Origin of the sequence: Oerskovia merdavium, assembly GCF_014836755.1 — a bacterium.
Lineage (GTDB): Bacteria > Actinomycetota > Actinomycetes > Actinomycetales > Cellulomonadaceae > Oerskovia > Oerskovia merdavium.
The window spans coordinates 98761-114434 of the sequence record NZ_JACSQF010000008.1 but is presented as its reverse complement, the minus strand read 5'-3'; the positions used below and the strand labels follow the sequence as shown (position 1 = coordinate 114434).

At 73.2% G+C, this 15674-nt stretch carries 16 protein-coding genes; 13 read left to right on the top strand and 3 right to left on the bottom strand.

Annotated features, from left to right (window positions below; translation table 11 throughout):
- Nucleotides 1-62: 62 nt before the first annotated feature.
- Nucleotides 63-668: a helix-turn-helix domain-containing protein gene (locus H9641_RS09440; protein WP_191803126.1), complete on the top strand. Its 606-nt coding sequence runs from the start codon at nt 63-65 to the stop codon at nt 666-668.
- Between the two features lie 148 nt (nt 669-816).
- On the opposite strand, the gene rpmB is transcribed toward H9641_RS09440, so the two are convergent.
- A complete protein-coding gene (gene rpmB, locus H9641_RS09435; protein WP_056648452.1) occupies nt 817-1008 on the bottom strand; it encodes a 50S ribosomal protein L28 in 192 nt (63 codons plus the stop codon).
- Between the two features lie 289 nt (nt 1009-1297).
- Here rpmB and H9641_RS20695 point away from each other — a divergent pair, with 289 nt between their 5' ends.
- The 3 genes from H9641_RS20695 to rsmD are packed head-to-tail and all read left to right on the top strand — an operon-like array spanning nt 1298 to nt 6104.
- A complete protein-coding gene (locus tag H9641_RS20695; RefSeq protein ID WP_191803124.1) occupies nt 1298-3106 on the top strand; it encodes a DAK2 domain-containing protein in 1809 nt (602 codons plus the stop codon).
- Nucleotides 3103-5478 (top strand): ATP-dependent DNA helicase RecG, encoded by a 2376-nt coding sequence (locus H9641_RS09425; RefSeq protein WP_191803122.1) that lies wholly within the window; start codon nt 3103-3105, stop codon nt 5476-5478. The genes H9641_RS20695 and H9641_RS09425 overlap by 4 nt, the downstream gene beginning before the upstream one ends.
- 35 nt (nt 5479-5513) lie before the next feature.
- Nucleotides 5514-6104 (top strand): 16S rRNA (guanine(966)-N(2))-methyltransferase RsmD, encoded by a 591-nt coding sequence (rsmD, locus tag H9641_RS09420; RefSeq protein WP_191803120.1) that lies wholly within the window; start codon nt 5514-5516, stop codon nt 6102-6104.
- A 25-nt stretch (nt 6105-6129) separates the two neighbouring features.
- Here the strand turns inward: rsmD and H9641_RS09415 are convergent, their stop codons facing one another.
- Nucleotides 6130-6975 carry a hypothetical protein gene (locus H9641_RS09415; protein WP_191803118.1) on the bottom strand — a complete coding sequence of 282 codons (846 nt, stop codon included), beginning with the start codon at nt 6973-6975 and terminating at the stop codon, nt 6130-6132.
- A 103-nt stretch (nt 6976-7078) separates the two neighbouring features.
- Here H9641_RS09415 and coaD point away from each other — a divergent pair, with 103 nt between their 5' ends.
- The 6 genes from coaD (at nt 7079) to mutM (ending at nt 10958) form a co-directional block, all read left to right on the top strand.
- A complete protein-coding gene (coaD, locus tag H9641_RS09410) occupies nt 7079-7645 on the top strand; it encodes a pantetheine-phosphate adenylyltransferase (protein WP_191803251.1) in 567 nt (188 codons plus the stop codon).
- A complete protein-coding gene (locus H9641_RS09405; protein WP_191803116.1) occupies nt 7642-8169 on the top strand; it encodes an ATP synthase subunit B family protein in 528 nt (175 codons plus the stop codon). The genes coaD and H9641_RS09405 overlap by 4 nt, the downstream gene beginning before the upstream one ends.
- Nucleotides 8170-8418: 249 nt before the next feature.
- Nucleotides 8419-9006 (top strand): YceD family protein, encoded by a 588-nt coding sequence (locus tag H9641_RS09400; protein WP_318244487.1) that lies wholly within the window; start codon nt 8419-8421, stop codon nt 9004-9006.
- Between the two features lie 2 nt (nt 9007-9008).
- A complete protein-coding gene (gene rpmF, locus H9641_RS09395) occupies nt 9009-9203 on the top strand; it encodes a 50S ribosomal protein L32 (protein ID WP_056648464.1) in 195 nt (64 codons plus the stop codon).
- 5 nt (nt 9204-9208) lie between these two features.
- Nucleotides 9209-9979: a ribonuclease III gene (rnc, locus tag H9641_RS09390; RefSeq protein WP_318244486.1), complete on the top strand. Its 771-nt coding sequence runs from the start codon at nt 9209-9211 to the stop codon at nt 9977-9979.
- Entirely contained in the window at nt 9972-10958 is a 987-nt protein-coding gene (gene mutM, locus H9641_RS09385; RefSeq protein ID WP_191803114.1) for a bifunctional DNA-formamidopyrimidine glycosylase/DNA-(apurinic or apyrimidinic site) lyase, read from the top strand. Before rnc ends, mutM begins: the two co-directional genes overlap by 8 nt.
- 29 nt (nt 10959-10987) lie before the next feature.
- Here the strand turns inward: mutM and H9641_RS09380 are convergent, their stop codons facing one another.
- Entirely contained in the window at nt 10988-11965 is a 978-nt protein-coding gene (locus tag H9641_RS09380; RefSeq protein ID WP_191803112.1) for a phosphoglycerate dehydrogenase, read from the bottom strand.
- A 245-nt stretch (nt 11966-12210) separates the two neighbouring features.
- Between H9641_RS09380 and H9641_RS09375 the strand changes: the two genes are divergently transcribed.
- Genes H9641_RS09375 through H9641_RS09365 form a run of 3 tightly spaced genes read left to right on the top strand, consistent with a single transcriptional unit; the run spans nt 12211 to nt 15639 of the window.
- Nucleotides 12211-13764 (top strand): APC family permease, encoded by a 1554-nt coding sequence (locus H9641_RS09375; RefSeq protein WP_225220235.1) that lies wholly within the window; start codon nt 12211-12213, stop codon nt 13762-13764.
- 1 nt (nt 13765) lies between these two features.
- Nucleotides 13766-14266 carry a hypothetical protein gene (locus H9641_RS09370; protein WP_191803110.1) on the top strand — a complete coding sequence of 167 codons (501 nt, stop codon included), beginning with the start codon at nt 13766-13768 and terminating at the stop codon, nt 14264-14266.
- Nucleotides 14263-15639, top strand: a complete 1377-nt coding sequence (locus tag H9641_RS09365; RefSeq protein WP_191803108.1) for a dipeptidase — start codon at nt 14263-14265, stop codon at nt 15637-15639. The genes H9641_RS09370 and H9641_RS09365 overlap by 4 nt, the downstream gene beginning before the upstream one ends.
- The last annotated feature ends 35 nt before the right edge of the window (nt 15640-15674 follow it).

Below are 15674 nucleotides of genomic sequence, written 5' to 3'. Positions count from 1 at the left end.
GAGCATCCGCGCCCCCGCCGCCTGCTGGCAATTCCTCTTGCCGAAGTGGCAAACTCGACGCCATGGACGATCCCTTCGCCGAAGCCCTCGAGGCCGTCGGACCACGGTTGCGCGCGCTGCGTCGGCAGCGTCACCTGACCCTCGCCGAGCTCTCCGACCGCACGGGCATCTCGGTGAGCACGCTGTCCCGGCTCGAGTCCGGGGGGCGGCGCCCCACGCTCGAGCTCCTCCTGCCGCTCGCCCGCGAGCACGAGGTGCCGCTCGACGAGCTCGTCGGCGCCCCGCCCACGGGGGACCCGCGGATCCATGCGCGCCCGGTCAGGCGCAACGGGTCCACGTTCCTGCCGCTCTCGCGCAGGCGCGGCGGCGTCCAGGCCTACAAGCAGCTCCTGCACGGCCGGACCTCGGACGTCCTGCCCGAGACCAGGGTGCACGAGGGCTACGAGTGGCTGTACGTCCTGGGCGGACGGTTGCGCCTCCTGCTCGGTGAGCACGACCTGATCCTCGGCGAGGGCGAGGCCGCCGAGTTCGACACCCGTACCCCGCACGCCATCATCAGCGCCGACGAGCACCCGGTCGAGCTGCTCGTCCTCCACGGTCCCCAGGGGGAGCGGGCGCACGTGCGGGCGCGGCCCGCCTCGCGCCGCTCGGCCGACCGGCCGGACTGACCGTGCGACTCGGTGCCCAGGTCCGCCCGTCGTCGGCGGCGCCCGTCCGCTCGAGGTGAGCCCCGCCGTCGGGCACGAAGCACCCCCGGACGCACGAGAGCCCGCCAGGACGGATCCTGGCGGGCTCTCGTGGAACGAGCTGAAAGGCTCAGACGTGACGGACGACCTTGCCGGCCTTCAGGCACGAGGTGCACACGTTGAGGCGCTTCGGGGTACCCGAAACGATGGCACGGACGCGCTGGATGTTCGGGTTCCAGCGACGCTTCGTACGGACGTGCGAGTGCGAGATGCTGTGCCCGAAGCTCGGGCCCTTGCCGCAGACTTCGCAGTTGGCAGCCACGATTTCTCCTGATCGTCGTGCACGCCTCCGCGAAGGACAGCGGCGACGTAGTGAATGGTCTGTGGGGTGAACGCGCCGTACCGGCAGAAGCCGGGGAGCGTCCGTGGTCGCCCAGATCTGTCCGGGCAACCTCCATAGGGTAGCCGATGGCCGCCCTCCACCCCAAACCGGCCCGAACGCATGCAAGAGGCAGCGCGCGAGGCGGACTACGGTGGTCCGGACAGTATCGCAGGCTCGACGGGGGTTCGGCACCCTCGCGTGCCGCCCCGGACCGAGGAGCCCCACGAGCGTGACCGACGGCAAGGAGCACATCGAGCCCGCAGTGGTGCGGACGTGGGTGACCGAGACGGTCCGGACCCTCGGGGAGGCCAGGGCGCGCATCGACGGCGCGAACGTCTTCCCCGTCGCGGACGCGGACACGGGCACCAACATGCTCCTGACGGTCACCGAGGGGGCACGGGCCGTGGCCGCCCTGCCCGACGGCGAGCCCACCGACTCCGTCCTGGTCGCCTTCGCGCGGGGCGCGCTGCTCGGGGCGCGCGGGAACTCGGGCGTGATCCTCAGCGAGTTCCTGCGCGGCTTCGCGGGCGCGGTGACGTCCGCGGACCAGCCCGTGGGGTCGCTGCGCGTCGCGACACGGTTCGAGGCCGCTGCTCGGGCCTCGTACGCGGCGGTCGCCGCTCCCGTGCCCGGGACGATCCTCACGGCCGCGAGCGGCGGGGCGTCCGCGGCCCGCGCCGCGGCCGACGCGGGCGCCGACCTGACCGGCGTGGTGGTCGCGGCACGTGACGGATCTCACCGCGCCATGCTCCGCAGCCCCAGCGAGCTCGAGGTCCTCTCGCGCGCCGGGGTGCGAGACGCGGGGGCGTTCGGGCTCGTCCTCGTGCTCGACGCGCTGTGCCGCGTCCTGGGCGCGGACGGGCTCGACGGCGCCGGTCTGGAGGCCGGTGTGACCGAGACCTCGCGCCTCGGCGGGGCCCCGGTGGTGGTTCCGGGTCACGGCGGCTCGCCTGCGTCGGACGTGCCGGCAGGTCCGGTGCTGCCAGCGCTCCCGACGCTGTCGGTGGCCGGCGGCACCATGGACGCCATGGCGACCCTGACGACCGACGCCTCGGTGGACCCGCGGGCGAGGGCGGGCGTCGCCGTCGGGCACGCCGATCCCTCTGCCGCCCCGTCGCCCGCGCTCACCGGCGGCGACCCCGCGGCCGTGGGGCTCGACGGCGAGTTCGAGGTCATGTTCGTCGTGGAGTCCGTCCAGGACGGCCGCAGGGACGCCCCTGACCTCGCAGCCGCGCTCCGTACCGCGCTCCAGGAGGTCGGCGACTCGGTCGTCGTGGTCGGTGACGGCGTCTGGCAGGCGCACGTGCACACGGACGACCCCGGGCGCGCGGTCGCCGCGGCGCGACAGGTCGCCGCCGACCGCGCTGGGCTGCGCCAGGTCTGCGTGCGCCACCTCGCGACCCAGGTCGCTGCGCGCGGCGTGCACGAGGACCCGTCGGCCGCCGCGCCCCACCCCGAGCAGCAGGTGCCCGCGCACGGCGTGGTGGCCATCACGTCGGCGCCAGGGCTCGTACCGGACCTGGCCCGCAGCGGGGCCGTTGTCCTGCTCGCGGCCGACCGCGCCCCCGAGCCCGAGGAGGTGCTGAGGGTCGCGGTGGACACCTCGGCCCGGTTCGTCACGGTGCTTCCGGGCAGCGCCGCGGCCGCGGTCGCGGCCCGCGCGGCGGCGTCGCGGGTCGAGCCGGGAGCGGGCGACCTGCAGGCCGTCGAGGTCCTCGACGCCCCGACGGACCTGCACGTCGTCGCGGCCCTCGCCGCGGCGCAGCTCGTCGAGGAGGACCAGGCCGAGGCGATGCGAGCCGCGCTCGCCGACGTCCGGGCCGTCCAGGTCGCGGCGGACGGCTCGCTCGTGCGTCCCGCGCTCGAGGACCTCCTGCGCCCGGACGACGAGGTCCTCACGATCATGCCGGGACGCGGGGTGGACCCGCTCGTGATCGACGTCGTCGTCGGCATCGCCCGCCAGCGCGTCCCGGGCATCGAGGTCGTCGTCCTCGACTCCGGGCGCGACCACGCAGACCTCGAGCTGGGAGCGGAATGACCAAGGACCTGACGCCCGAGACCCCGGACCACGTGACGGCCACCCGCGTGCTGGCCGGGGACCTCGTCACGGGACCCGTGGACCGGTTCGCCGAGCCGCTCGCCAAGGTGCTCGGCCCGCGGACCGCCGGCGCGCTCGCGAAGCTGGGCCTCGAGACCACGGGTGACCTGCTGGGCCACTACCCGCGCCGCTACGGCGACCCGGGCAGGCTCACCGACCTCGGCGGGCTCGTGCTCGGGGAGCACGTGACGATCATGGCGCGCGTGGTCCAGGCGACCGTACGTGCCATGCGCTCACGGGGCGGGGCCATGATGCAGGCCGAGGTCACCGACGGCGTCCACCGGCTCTCGCTGACGTTCTTCGCCAAGGGCACCGGGGCGCTCCGGACGCACGAGAGCCGTCTGCAGCCCGGGCGCACGGGACTGTTCACGGGCGTCGTGAGCGCCTACCGCGGGGCGCGCCAGCTCACGCACCCGGACTACCTGATCATCGGGGTCGACGCCGACGACGAGGAGTCCGCACTCATCGAGGCCCGTCGCCCCATCCCGCTCTACCCGGCGAGCGCCGCGATCCCGAGCTGGCGGATCCAGAAGGCCGTCCGCCAGGTCCTGGACCCGCTGACCGAGGACGAGGTGCCGGACCCGCTGCCTCCCACGGTCCGCGAGGCCCGCGGGTTCGGGTCGCGGCACGCCGCGCTCAAGGACGTCCACGAGCCGTTCGACACGCGCCAGTGGCAGCACGGCCGTGACCGCCTGCGCTACGAGGAGGCGTTCGTGCTCCAGGCCGCGCTCGCCCAGCGGCGCGCGCGGGCCGAGGCCGAGGAGGCGACGGCCCGGCCCCTGCTCGCCCCGGGCGAGCCCAGCGTCCTCGCGGACTTCGACGCGTCCCTGCCGTTCACGCTCACGGCCGGGCAGCGTGAGATCGGCGCGGAGATCTCCGAAGAGCTCGCGCGCTCGCGGCCCATGCAGAGGCTGCTCCAGGGAGAGGTCGGCTCGGGCAAGACCGTCGTCGCGCTGCGCGCGATGCTCCAGGTGGTCGACGCCGGGGGGCAGGCCGCTCTCCTGGCGCCCACCGAGGTGCTCGCCTCGCAGCACGCCCGCACGCTCGCGACCCTGCTCGGGCCGCTCGCCGAGGGAGGCATGCTGGGTGGGGCCGACCACGGCACGCGTGTCGCGCTCCTCACGGGATCCCTGGGGGCCGCCGCCAAGAAGTCCGCGCTGCTCGACGCCGCGAGCGGACGCGCGGGGATCGTCGTCGGGACGCACGCGCTGCTGAGCGAGAACGTGCAGTTCGCGGACCTCGGGCTGGTCGTGGTCGACGAGCAGCACCGGTTCGGCGTGGAGCAGCGCGACGCGCTCCGGGCCAAGGCCCGCACGAGCCCTCACCTGCTCGTCATGACCGCGACCCCCATCCCGCGCACGGTCGCCATGACGGTGTTCGGCGACCTCGAGACGTCCTCGCTCACCGAGATCCCGGCCGGGCGGGCGGGCATCACGACGCACGTGGTCCCCGCGGACAACGAGGCGTGGATGAACCGGACGTGGCAGCGCGTGCGCGAGGAGGTCGAAGCCGGCCACCGCGCCTACGTGGTGTGCGCCCGGATCCACCCCGACGCCGAGGTCCCGGCCCCGGACGCAGGTCCCGACGCCGCGGGGGAGGGCAAGGGGGCCGCGAGGAGGAGGACCAGGACCGACGACTTCGACGAGGTGCCCGACTTCCTCGACCTCGACGGGACCGGCACCGGGTCGGACCGGCCGCCGCTGCGCGCGGTGCTCGAGGTCGCCGAGGAGCTCGCGCGCGTGCCCGCGCTGCGCGGCCTCTCGGTCGGCGTCCTGCACGGGCAGATGCCGCCGGCGGACAAGGAGAAGGCCATGGCCGACTTCGCGTCCGGCGCGGTGCAGGTGCTGGTCTCCACGACCGTGGTCGAGGTCGGCGTCGACGTGCCCGAGGCCACGGTGATGGTCGTGTTCGACGCCGACCGGTTCGGCCTCTCGCAGCTCCACCAGCTCCGCGGCCGCGTGGGCCGTGGCTCCGCGCCGGGGTTGTGCCTGCTCGTCTCGACCGTCGAGCCCGGCACGCCCGCGGCCGTCCGGGTCGAGACCATGGCCGAGACCACCGACGGCTTCCGCCTCGCGACGGTCGACCTCGAGCTGCGCAGCGAGGGCGACGTGCTGGGCGCTGCTCAGTCCGGCAGGGCGAGCTCGCTGCGGCTGCTGCGCGTCGTCAAGGACGTCGCGGTGATCGAGCAGGCACGCGCGGACGCGGCCGAGGTGATCGCCGCCGACCCTGACCTCGAGCACCACCCCGAGCTGCGGGCCGCGATCACGAGCAGGCTCGACCCCGAGCGCGAGGAGTTCCTCGAACGGTCGTAGCCGGGCCCCGGGCCGGCCCGTCTAGGCTGTCCCGCATGACGAGGATCGTGGCCGGGACGGTCGGTGGACGCAGCCTGCAGGTGCCCCCCAAGGGCACGCGCCCCACGAGCGACCGGGTGCGCGAGGCGATCTTCTCGCGGCTCGAGCACTACGGGGTCCTCGAGGGGGCCTATGTCCTGGACCTGTACGCGGGGTCAGGAGCCCTGGGCCTGGAGGCCGCCTCGCGCGGCGCGCAGAAGGTCGTGCTGGTCGACGCCGCGCGCGCCGCCGCGGAGGTCTGCCGGGCCAACGTGAAGACCCTCGGCCTGACGAACGTGCAGGTCGTCCAGGACAAGGCCGAGAAGTTCGTCCTGTCGCCGCCGACGACCACGTGGGATGTCGTCTTCATCGACCCTCCCTACGACCTCGCGGAGGCAGTGGTCGCCGAGCTCCTGCGGCAGCTCTCGGTGACGTCGGCGCTCGTCGAGGACGCGGTCGTGGTCGTGGAGCGCTCGACGCGCAGCCCCGAGCCGCAGTGGCCCGCAGGATGGGAGCTGCTCGCCCGCAAGGACTACGGCGAGACGGCCGTGTACTACGCGGGTCCGGCCGCGGCCGAGGCCGGGGAGGCTGCGGGCGACGCGTCCTGAGGGGCCTGCCCAGGTCCTGAGCGACCTACAGACCGGAGGGGGCAGCGGGCGCGCGCAGCGACGCCTCGTCGAGCAGCCCCACCGGGACGCGGTCGAGCTCGTCGGCCGCGACCAGCTCGACGCGCTCTCCTGCGACCGAGGCCAGCAGCGCGCGCGTGGGCTCGTCGTCCGCGAGGCTGCCCTCGCTGTCCACGAAGTACTCGCGCAGGAACGTGCGCAGCGGGGCCGCGGGCACGCTCGTCGCCGTGGGGTCCTCGGTCGCGAGCGTCATGAGCAGCAGCGCGGGCACACGCTCGGCGCCGGGAGCGTTGCCGGGCTGGAAGTACGGCACCGCCAGGACCCGTCCGCCGTGGCGCGCGTAGAACCGCAGCCGCGCCTCGGGGTCGCCGTGCGCCTCGCTCGCCGCGTGGAAGCCCGGGTGCTCGACCTCGCCCAGCACCATGGCCGGGCGCAGGTTCGTCAGCCACGCGGCCACGGCCGCCCCGAGCAGGGCCGCGCCGATCCCGCCCCCGCGCCGCCCCGGCGCGATCGCCAGGTACTGCACGAGCAGGACCCGCGCCTCGGCCGACCACGAGCCGACGACGCCGGCCACCACACGCCCGGCAGGTGCCTCGTCCGGCCCGCTGTCCGCCGTGCCCGCCCCACCGGGCCCCGGCCCGGCCGCACCCGGTCCGCTCGGGGGAGCGGCGCCGTCGGGCACCTCGACGACCCCCAACGACTCCAGGTGCCCTGCCGCGTGGTCCGCGAGGAACGACGAGAGCGAGACCAGCTCCGCCGGAGGGAACGACGGGCTCAGCACGTCCCGGTAGAGCTGCGTGAGCTGCTCGACCGAGCGGAGGGGGACGACGACGGGACCGGACTGGGGAGACATGGCACCCATCCTGCCGCGCCCGGGCTCCGCGCGCGGCCTGGCGCGGCCCGCGGCGGGCCCCGGCCTGCCCGGATTCCCGGGGCCCGTGTACTACCGTGGCGAGGTGACCATCGCCGTCTGCCCGGGGTCGTTCGACCCCCTCACCCTCGGCCACCTCGACATCGTCCGCCGAGCGCGGTCCTTGTTCGACGATGTCGTCCTGGGGGTCGCCCGCAACTCGTCCAAGTCCGCGCTCCTGAGCGCCGAGCAGCGCGTCGAGATCGCCCGCGCCGCGCTCGACGCGAGCCCGGGTCTCGAGGACGTGCGCGTCGCGATCGTCCCCGGTCTCCTCGTGGACTTCTGCCGCGAGGTCGGAGCCGTGGCCGTCGTCAAGGGCCTGCGCGGAGGCGCGGACTTCGACGCCGAGCTGCCCATGGCCCTCATGAACCGTCACCTCGTGGGCGTCGAGACCGTGTTCGTCCCGGGCGACCCCGCCCTCGCCCACGTCGCGTCCTCGCTCGTCAAGGACGTGGCCCGCTTCGGCGGCCCCGTCGACGACCTCGTCCCGGCGGGCGTGGGCGACCTCGTGCGCCGGGCGCTCGCGGACCGCGCGGCCGGCTCGACGCCCGCGACCGAGCAGTCGCGGCAGGCGCGGCAGGCGACCCCCACCACGGAAGGAACAGGCCGATGAACGACCACCCGCTCGCCCAGACCGAGGACGAGGCGCAGACCGAGGCCGGGCTCCACGTGATCCTCGACGACCTGGCCCACCTGGTCGAGACGGCTCGGGCCATGCCCATGTCGTCGTCGGTCCTGGTCCACAAGGCCGACGCCCTGGCCCTCGTCGACGAGATGCGCCACGCGCTGCCCGAGCAGCTCGCGCACGCCGACGAGGTGCTCGCGGAGGCCAACGCGGTGCTCGCGGAGGCCACCAAGCAGGCCGAGGACATCCTCACGACGGCGCGCGCCCGCGCGATCGAGCTGGTCCAGAAGGAGCAGGTCGTGGTGCAGGCCGAGTCGCGGGCCCACGCGATCGTCGAGGACGCCGAGCGGACCGCCGCGGAGCTGCGGGTCGACGCCGACGACTACTGCGACCGCCGTCTCGCCGAGTTCGAGGTGGACCTGGGCAAGATCATGGCGCAGGTGCACGCCGGGCGGGCCAAGCTCGCCCAGCGCATGGGCGAGCTCCAGGGCGGCGACGGCTCGGGGGAGTAGGAGCTGGCCCGTCGGCGGCGCGGGCCGCGTGCCCCGCGCGCGGGGTCCGGAACACCTGTCCGATCCGGGTCAGTTCGTGAGGTTCGACGGCGGTTCTGTCATGCCGTAAGATGGTCCGTTGGTCCTGCCTGTCATCGGCTGGGGCCGAGGTGCACGTTCATCTCCCTGAGATCCCCCTGGTTCTTGCGGGACTGACGTGCGCGTTGTGACCTTGAACACCTGGTGGCCCGCTCGGGTCGCTGAGAACCCGTGGAGGAACCCATCACTCTCGACTCGCGCTCGCCTCTTGTGCTCGACACCTACGAGCTCGGTCGGCGTCCCGGATCGATGCGTGAAGTGACTCGCTCGGTCAAGGCTCCGGCAGACCTCGGTACCGTCGTGATCGGCATCCCTGAAGGCGCTGACCTCGAGCTGGACGTCCGGCTCGAGTCGGTGATGGACGGGGTCCTGGTGACAGGGACTGCCCAGGCCCAGGCGGTCGGGGAGTGCGTGCGGTGCTTGGAACCGGTGACGGCTGACGTCGTCGCGGACATCCAGGAGCTGTTCGTGTATCCCGAGCGTGCGAAGGCCGCGGCAGAGTCCGGTGACGACGAGGACGAGGTGTACGAGCTCGAGGGCGACCTGATCGATCTCGAGCCCGCGCTTCGGGATTCCGTCGTCACTGCACTACCATTCAGACCGTTGTGTCAGCCCGATTGCCAGGGCCTGTGCTCCGAGTGCGGAGCACGTCTGGCTGAGGATCCTGATCACTCGCACGACATTGTCGATCCCCGGTGGTCGGCACTACAGAGCATGCTCGAGGATCCGAGCGTGTCCGACGAGACGAAAGAGAGCTAGCCGTGGCTGTTCCGAAGCGCAAGATGTCGCGCAGCAACACCCGTGCGCGTCGTTCGCAGTGGAAGACCACCGCCGCGAACCTCACGACCTGCCCGCAGTGCAAGGGCGACAAGCTGTCGCACGCTGCGTGCCCGACCTGCGGCACCTACAAGGGCCGTCAGTACGTCGAGGCGCTGCGCACCGAGCACGCAGGCTGAATAGCGTGACGCCGGAAGCCCCCGCGGCCGCCGGTCTTCTCGAGAGGCTCGGGATCCACCTGGATCCCGAGCTTCTCGTGCTTGCACTGACGCACCGTTCGTTCGCCCACGAGCACGGCGGCATCCCCACCAACGAGCGCCTCGAGTTCCTCGGGGACACCGTCCTGGGGCTCGTCGTGACCGAGGCGCTGTACCGCCGCCACCCGGACCTGCCGGAGGGCGAGCTCGCCAAGATGCGCGCCGCCACCGTCTCGCAGAAGTCGCTCGCCGCGATCGCGCGCGACCTGGGCCTCGGCGGGTACATCCTGCTCGGCAAGGGCGAGGTCCGGACGCGCGGCAACGACAAGGACTCGATCCTGTCGGACACCGTCGAGGCGCTGATCGGTGCGACCTACCTGAGCCACGGCCTCGAGATCGCTCGCGACCTGGTGCACCGGCTCGTGGACCCGACGCTCGCCGTCGCCGCGGACCTGGGCGCAGGACTCGACTGGAAGACCTCTCTCCAGGAGTCCGCCGCGGCCCGCAACCTGGGCGCTCCGGTCTACGCGAGCACGGGCGACGGCCCCGACCACGCGCGCACCTTCACGTCGGAGGTCTCGCTCGACGGCGTCGTCTACGGCACGGGCCACGGCTCGGCCAAGAAGTACGCCGAGCAGGAGGCCGCCGAGATGGCGTACCTCGCCATCCAGAAGCTGCCGCTGCCCGCCTCGGCTGCGGGTACGGACGCTCTGACGGTCAAGGACGAGCACCTCGACGAGCCGGGCACCGTTGCCTGAGCTCCCCGAGGTCGAGACCGTCCGTGACGGCCTCGCCCGCCACGTCACCGGACGCACGGTCACGGGCGTCGAGGTCCTGCGCGACTACTCGGTCCGCCGTCACGAGGGCGGCCCGGACAGCTTCCGGGGCCAGCTCGTGGGGCAGCGCGTGGGCGCCGCGGTGCGCCGCGGCAAGTACCTGTGGCTCCTCCTGGAGGACACGTCGGGCACGCAGGACGCCCCGCCGGGCGACGTGCCCGACGGCGCCGCGCCCGCGGGCGGGCACGTCACCGCGCTCATGGCGCACCTGGGCATGAGCGGCCAGCTCCTGGTCCGCTCGGGGAGCGCCGCGGTCGAGAAGGTGCCGCACCTGCGGGTCCGGCTCGAGCTGTCCGGGCTCGCCGGCGAGGACGACGCGCCGCGCACCCTCGACTTCGTGGACCAGCGCACGTTCGGGCACCTGTCCGTGACGGATCTCGCACCGACCCCCGACGGCGCGCCGGGCGGCTGGGGGTCGCCCCTCGCGGAGATCCCCGAGCCCGCCGCGCACATCGCGCGCGACCTGCTCGACCCCGCGCTGCGGCGCGACGAGCTCGCGCGGGCGGTGCGCCGTCGTCGGACCGGGATCAAGCGTGCGCTGCTCGACCAGCGGCTGGTCTCCGGGGTCGGCAACATCTACGCCGACGAGGCCCTGTGGCGCGCCGGGCTCCACTACGCGCGCCCCACCGACACCCTGCGCCTGGCCGAGGCGCACCGCGTGCTCGACGCCGCCGAGGAGGTCATGCGAGAAGCCCTCGCCCAGGGCGGGACCAGCTTCGACGAGCTCTACGTCAACGTCAACGGCCAGTCCGGCTACTTCTCGCGCTCGCTCGCGGTGTACGGGCGCGAGGGCGAGGCGTGCACGCGCTGCGGAGCGCTCGTGCGGCGTGACGAGTTCATGAACCGGTCGTCGTACACGTGCCCCGTGTGCCAGAAGGTGCCGCGCAACGCGCGCTGGTAGCCCTCTCGCGACCGGGGCCCGCCGGGTGCTCAGCCCCGCGGGACCACGTTGCGCAGCGGGCGGCCCGCGCGCAGGTTCTCCAGGTTCTCCAGGACCAGGGTCGACGCGCCCTGCGGCCGGCCCCCCGCGACGTGGGGCGTGATGATCGTGCGCGGGGCGTCCCACAGGGGTGAGTCCTCCGGGAGCGGCTCGGTCTCCGTCACGTCCAGCGCGGCGCCGCCCAGGCGGCCCTCGCGCAGCGCGGCGACCAGGGCGACCTCGTCGACCGTGGCTCCCCGGCCTGCGTTGACGAACCACGCGTGGTCCGGGAGCTGGGCGATGCGGGTGGCGTCGAACGCGTGGCGCGTCGCCGGGACCGCGGGCAGCAGAGAGACCAGGACGTCGGTCGTCGCCAGGACCCGTGGCAGGTCTGCGTCGGTCACGACCGGGAAGCCGAACCGCTCGCCCCTGGTGCTCGCGACTCCCGTGACCCGGGCCCCGAGCGCTGCGTAGAGCGGTGCCAGCGTGGCCGCGATCGAGCCGAAGCCCCAGATCGTGACGTGCGCACCGTGCAGCGTGAAGCGCCCGCTGGTCGCGGGGTCTGCCTGCTCGCGCCCCAGCGCCGAGTCCCACCGGTGCTCGCGCTGCGCGGTGCCCGACCGGTCGAGGCGCCGGACCGCCGCGAGCGTGAGGGCCAAGGTGTGCTCGGCCACGGGGCCGTCGTGCAGCGACCGCCCGTTGGTCACGACCACGTCCGGGGCGAAGCCCGCCGCGAGGATCGCGTCGGGACCCGCAGCGAGGGTCTGGACCCAGCGCAACCGGGGGAGGTGCGCGGCGGCGTCCGCGAGGTTCTCCGGCGAGTTCGCCCAGGCGACCAGGACCTCGGCGTCGCGGTGCTCGACCGGGAGGCGAGCCCCGGCGTCGTACTCGACGAGCACGTCCCGCGCGCCGCCCTCGCCCGGCGTGGGGTCACCGACGCCCCGGGACGTGAGGTCGAGGGGGAGGGTGTCGGGGACGAGGATCTTCACGCGTGGCTCCAGACGAGGGCGAGGGCGGTGCGGGCGGGCCGGCGGCCGGGGCGCCGGCGAGACGGCCCTGTCGACGCTACCAGCGCGACACGCCCGACCGTCCCGGCGTGTCGCGGGTGGTCCCGAGGCCGGCCCGTTCCGGGAGCGCAAACCCGTGCCGGGCGATATGTTCGCAACGTCTGGCACGTTCGAGCGGTTCTCGGCGACCCGTCCGTCCAGGGGGGTCTCGGCGGCACGGAGGAATGATGGCCTCACCCACAGCGGAGTCGGGCGGTTCAGGGGCGCCCTCGTCGGTCACGTCCGAGAGCCGCGGTGCCCCGCCCACCCGCGAGGAGATGCGCGCGGCGATCACCGCCAGGACCCCCAAGAACTACATCACGTGGCTGATGCTCGCGTTCATGATCACCTCGTCGGTCGCGAGCCTGCGCGCCGCGCCGACCATGGCGGTCTACGGGCTGGCCGCGGTGTTCCTCTACATCGTCCCGGCGCTCGTGTTCCTGCTCCCGACGTCGCTCGTCTCGGCCGAGCTCGCGTCCGGCTGGTCGGGGGGCGTGTACCGCTGGGTCGCGGACGGCATCTCGAAGCCCGCGGGCTTCCTGGCGATCTGGTGCCAGTTCGCCATGACGATCTTCTACTACCCGAGCCTCCTCGGGTACGTGGCCAGCACGTTCGCGTACGTCATCAACCCCTCGCTCGCGAGCAACGGGGTGTACGTCGCGATCGTCATCGTGGTCCTGTTCTGGACCGGGGTCTGGGTGTCGTCGCAGGGCACCAAGGCGGTCGCGGGACTGTCGAGCTTCGGGCTCGTCATCGGGACCCTGGTGCCCGGCGCGCTGCTCGTCGTCCTGGGGCTCGTGTTCCTCGGTCAGGGCAACACGTCTGCGGCCCCCATGGACGCCTCCCACCTGCTGCCGCAGTGGACGGGCATCGCGTCGCTCGTGCTCATCGTCAACAACTTCCTGTCCTACGCGGGCATGGAGATGAACGCCGTGCACGTGACGAGCCTGCGCAAGCCGGCCAAGGAGTTCCCCCGCTCGATGTTCCTCGCGATCGGCCTCGTGCTGGTGATCTTCATCCTCCCGGCGCTCGCGATCAGCTGGGTCATCCCGGCCGACCAGCTCAGCCTCACGGCCGGCGTCATGCAGGCCTTCGACGCGTTCTTCGCGAACTTCGGCGTGAGCTGGCTGACCCCGATCCTGGGTCTGATGCTCATCGCGGCCTCGCTCGGCGGCATGCTGACCTGGCTCGCCGGTCCGTCCAAGGGCCTGCTGACCGTGGCGCGCGAGGAGGGCTACCTGCCGCCCTTCCTGCAGAAGCTCAACAAGCACGGCGTCCAGCAGAACATCCTGGTGTCCCAGGGCCTCGTGACCACGGTGATCGCCCTGCTCTACGCGTTCATCCCCGACGTGTCGAGCTCCTACTGGATCCTGTCGGTCATCACGACGCAGGTGTACCTGATCATGTACCTCCTGCTCTTCGTGGCGGCGGTCCGGCTGCGGCGCAACAAGCCCGACCACCCGCGCGGGTATCGCGCTCCGGCGCTCACGCTGCTGTGCACGGTCGGGTTCCTCGCGTCGGTCGCGGCCATGATCATCGGCTTCGTGCCGCCCGCACAGTTCTCGAGCGGCAGCGCAGGGGTCTACCTGCTGATCGTGGGCGGTGGCCTGGGCGTCGTCGGGATCCTGGTGCCTGCGCTCTTCTACCTCCTGCGCAAGCCGCACTGGAAGAACCCGGCCAACGTCGGAGGACCGGAGGAGCCGCTCGTCGATGCCCCCGCGGGCGGAACGGAGGAGGCGTGACATGACCACGACGTCGACGACGAACGGCCCCGACGGGCTGCCGCAGCACGAGGACGAGCCGGAGGGCAACCGGCGGTGGATCGTCTACACCGCGGCCGCGATCCTGGCCGTCGCCGTGGGAGTCCTCATGGCGGTGCTGTACAACAACTACCACGCAGCGCAGGACCGCGAGCTCGCCGAGCAGCGCGCAGCCGAGCTGCACGCCAAGTTCGAGGAGATCGGGATCACGGCCTTCGACGAGGACCAGATCGTCGCGGTGCTGGGCGCCGACGGCGGCGGCTTCTGCACCGACCCGGCAGCCCTGGTGAAGGCGACCGCGAACCTCGGGTCCACGAACGGGGCCACGGGTCCTGGCAGCAGGCCGTCGCTCGTCGACGAGCGCCGCCGCCAGGGGGCCCGTTTCGTGATCGCGGTCTACTGCCCCCAGCAGCTCGACGACTTCGACGCCTATGTCGACTCCCTCAACCTCGACGAGAACACGACCACCCCGGAGGAATCGTGAGCAGCACACCGCTAGACCTCGCTCCCGTCAAGGCACAGGTGGCCTCGTTGCTGCCTCGAGCGCTCGACGACCTGCGGACGCTCGTCGCGATCCCGTCGGTCGCCGACGAACGGCTCTTCCCGCGCGAGGACTGCGAGCGCGCCGCGCACTGGGTCGCGGACGCCTTCCGTGCGGAGGGGATCGACGACGCCCGCCTGGTCGAGACTCCCGACGGCTCGAACGTGGTCCTGGGCTACCGCCCCGGCCCACCCGGAGCCCCCACGGTGCTCCTCTACTCGCACTACGACGTGCAACCACCGCTCGACGACGCCGCGTGGCTCACGCCACCGTTCGAGCTCACCGAGCGCGACGGGCGCCTGTACGGCCGCGGGTCGGCCGACTGCAAGGGCAACATCGTCACGCACCTCACGGCGCTGCGCGCTCTCCGGGCGCTCGGTGGCGACGACTTCCCGGTCGGCATCCGGATCGTGATCGAGGGCTCCGAGGAGCAGGGCACCGGCGGGCTGGACCAGTACGTCGAGGCTCACCCGGGGGAGTTGGCCGCCGACGCGATCCTCATCGCCGACACGGGCAACGCGACCCTCGGACTCCCCACGCTCACGGTGTCGCTGCGCGGTGCGACCAACGTCGTCGTGACCGTCGAGGCGCTCGAGGGGGAGATCCACTCGGGCATGTTCGGGGGAGCGGCGCCCGACGCGCTCGCGGCCCTCGTCCACATCCTGTCCTCGTTGCGCGACGACGCGGGGAACACGACGATCGACGGCATCCCGCCGGAGATCGCCGACGCGACGTGGCCGGGGGTCGACTACGACCCGGACCAGTTCCGGAGCGACGCGGGCATGATCGAGGGCACCCGGCTCCTGGGGTCGGGACGTGTCTCCGACCAGCTGTGGTCGCGCCCCGCGGTCACGATCCTGGGCATCGACGCGCCGAACGTCGTCGGCTCGGCCGCAGCGATCCAGCCCCGGGCCGCGGCCCGGCTCAACCTGCGGGTCCCACCGGGGGCGGACGCACAGGACCTCCAGGACAAGCTCGTGGCCCACCTGGAGAACCATGCGCCCTGGGGCGTCAAGGTCACGACGACGCGCGACGCCGTCGGGCAGCCGTTCCAGGCACGGACCGACGGGCACGTCTTCGACACGCTCTCGCGTGCGCTGGCCGACGCGTTCGGCAAGGAGACCGTCACGGCAGGCCAGGGCGGGTCCATCCCGCTGTGCAACGTGCTCGCGTCCGAGTACCCGGACGCGCAGATCGTCCTGCTCGGTGTCGAGGAGCCCGCGTGCCTCATCCACGCGCCCAACGAGTCGGTCGCGCCGAGCGAGATCGAGCAGCTCGCGGTGGGCGAGGCGCTGTTCCTGTCCCGGCTGGGCTGACGGGTCGCGCACCCGTGGCGGGTCGGGCCAGCCGG

Coding starts and splice junctions, on each gene's coding strand:
- H9641_RS09440 (WP_191803126.1), top strand. CDS start 63: ATGGACGATCCCTTCGCCGAAGCCCTCGAGGCCGTCGGACCACGGTTG.
- H9641_RS09425 (WP_191803122.1), top strand. CDS start 3,103: ATGACCAAGGACCTGACGCCCGAGACCCCGGACCACGTGACGGCCACC.
- rsmD (WP_191803120.1), top strand. CDS start 5,514: ATGACGAGGATCGTGGCCGGGACGGTCGGTGGACGCAGCCTGCAGGTG.
- H9641_RS09415 (WP_191803118.1), bottom strand. CDS start 6,975: ATGTCTCCCCAGTCCGGTCCCGTCGTCGTCCCCCTCCGCTCGGTCGAG.
- H9641_RS09405 (WP_191803116.1), top strand. CDS start 7,642: ATGAACGACCACCCGCTCGCCCAGACCGAGGACGAGGCGCAGACCGAG.
- H9641_RS09375 (WP_225220235.1), top strand. CDS start 12,211: ATGGCCTCACCCACAGCGGAGTCGGGCGGTTCAGGGGCGCCCTCGTCG.
- H9641_RS09370 (WP_191803110.1), top strand. CDS start 13,766: ATGACCACGACGTCGACGACGAACGGCCCCGACGGGCTGCCGCAGCAC.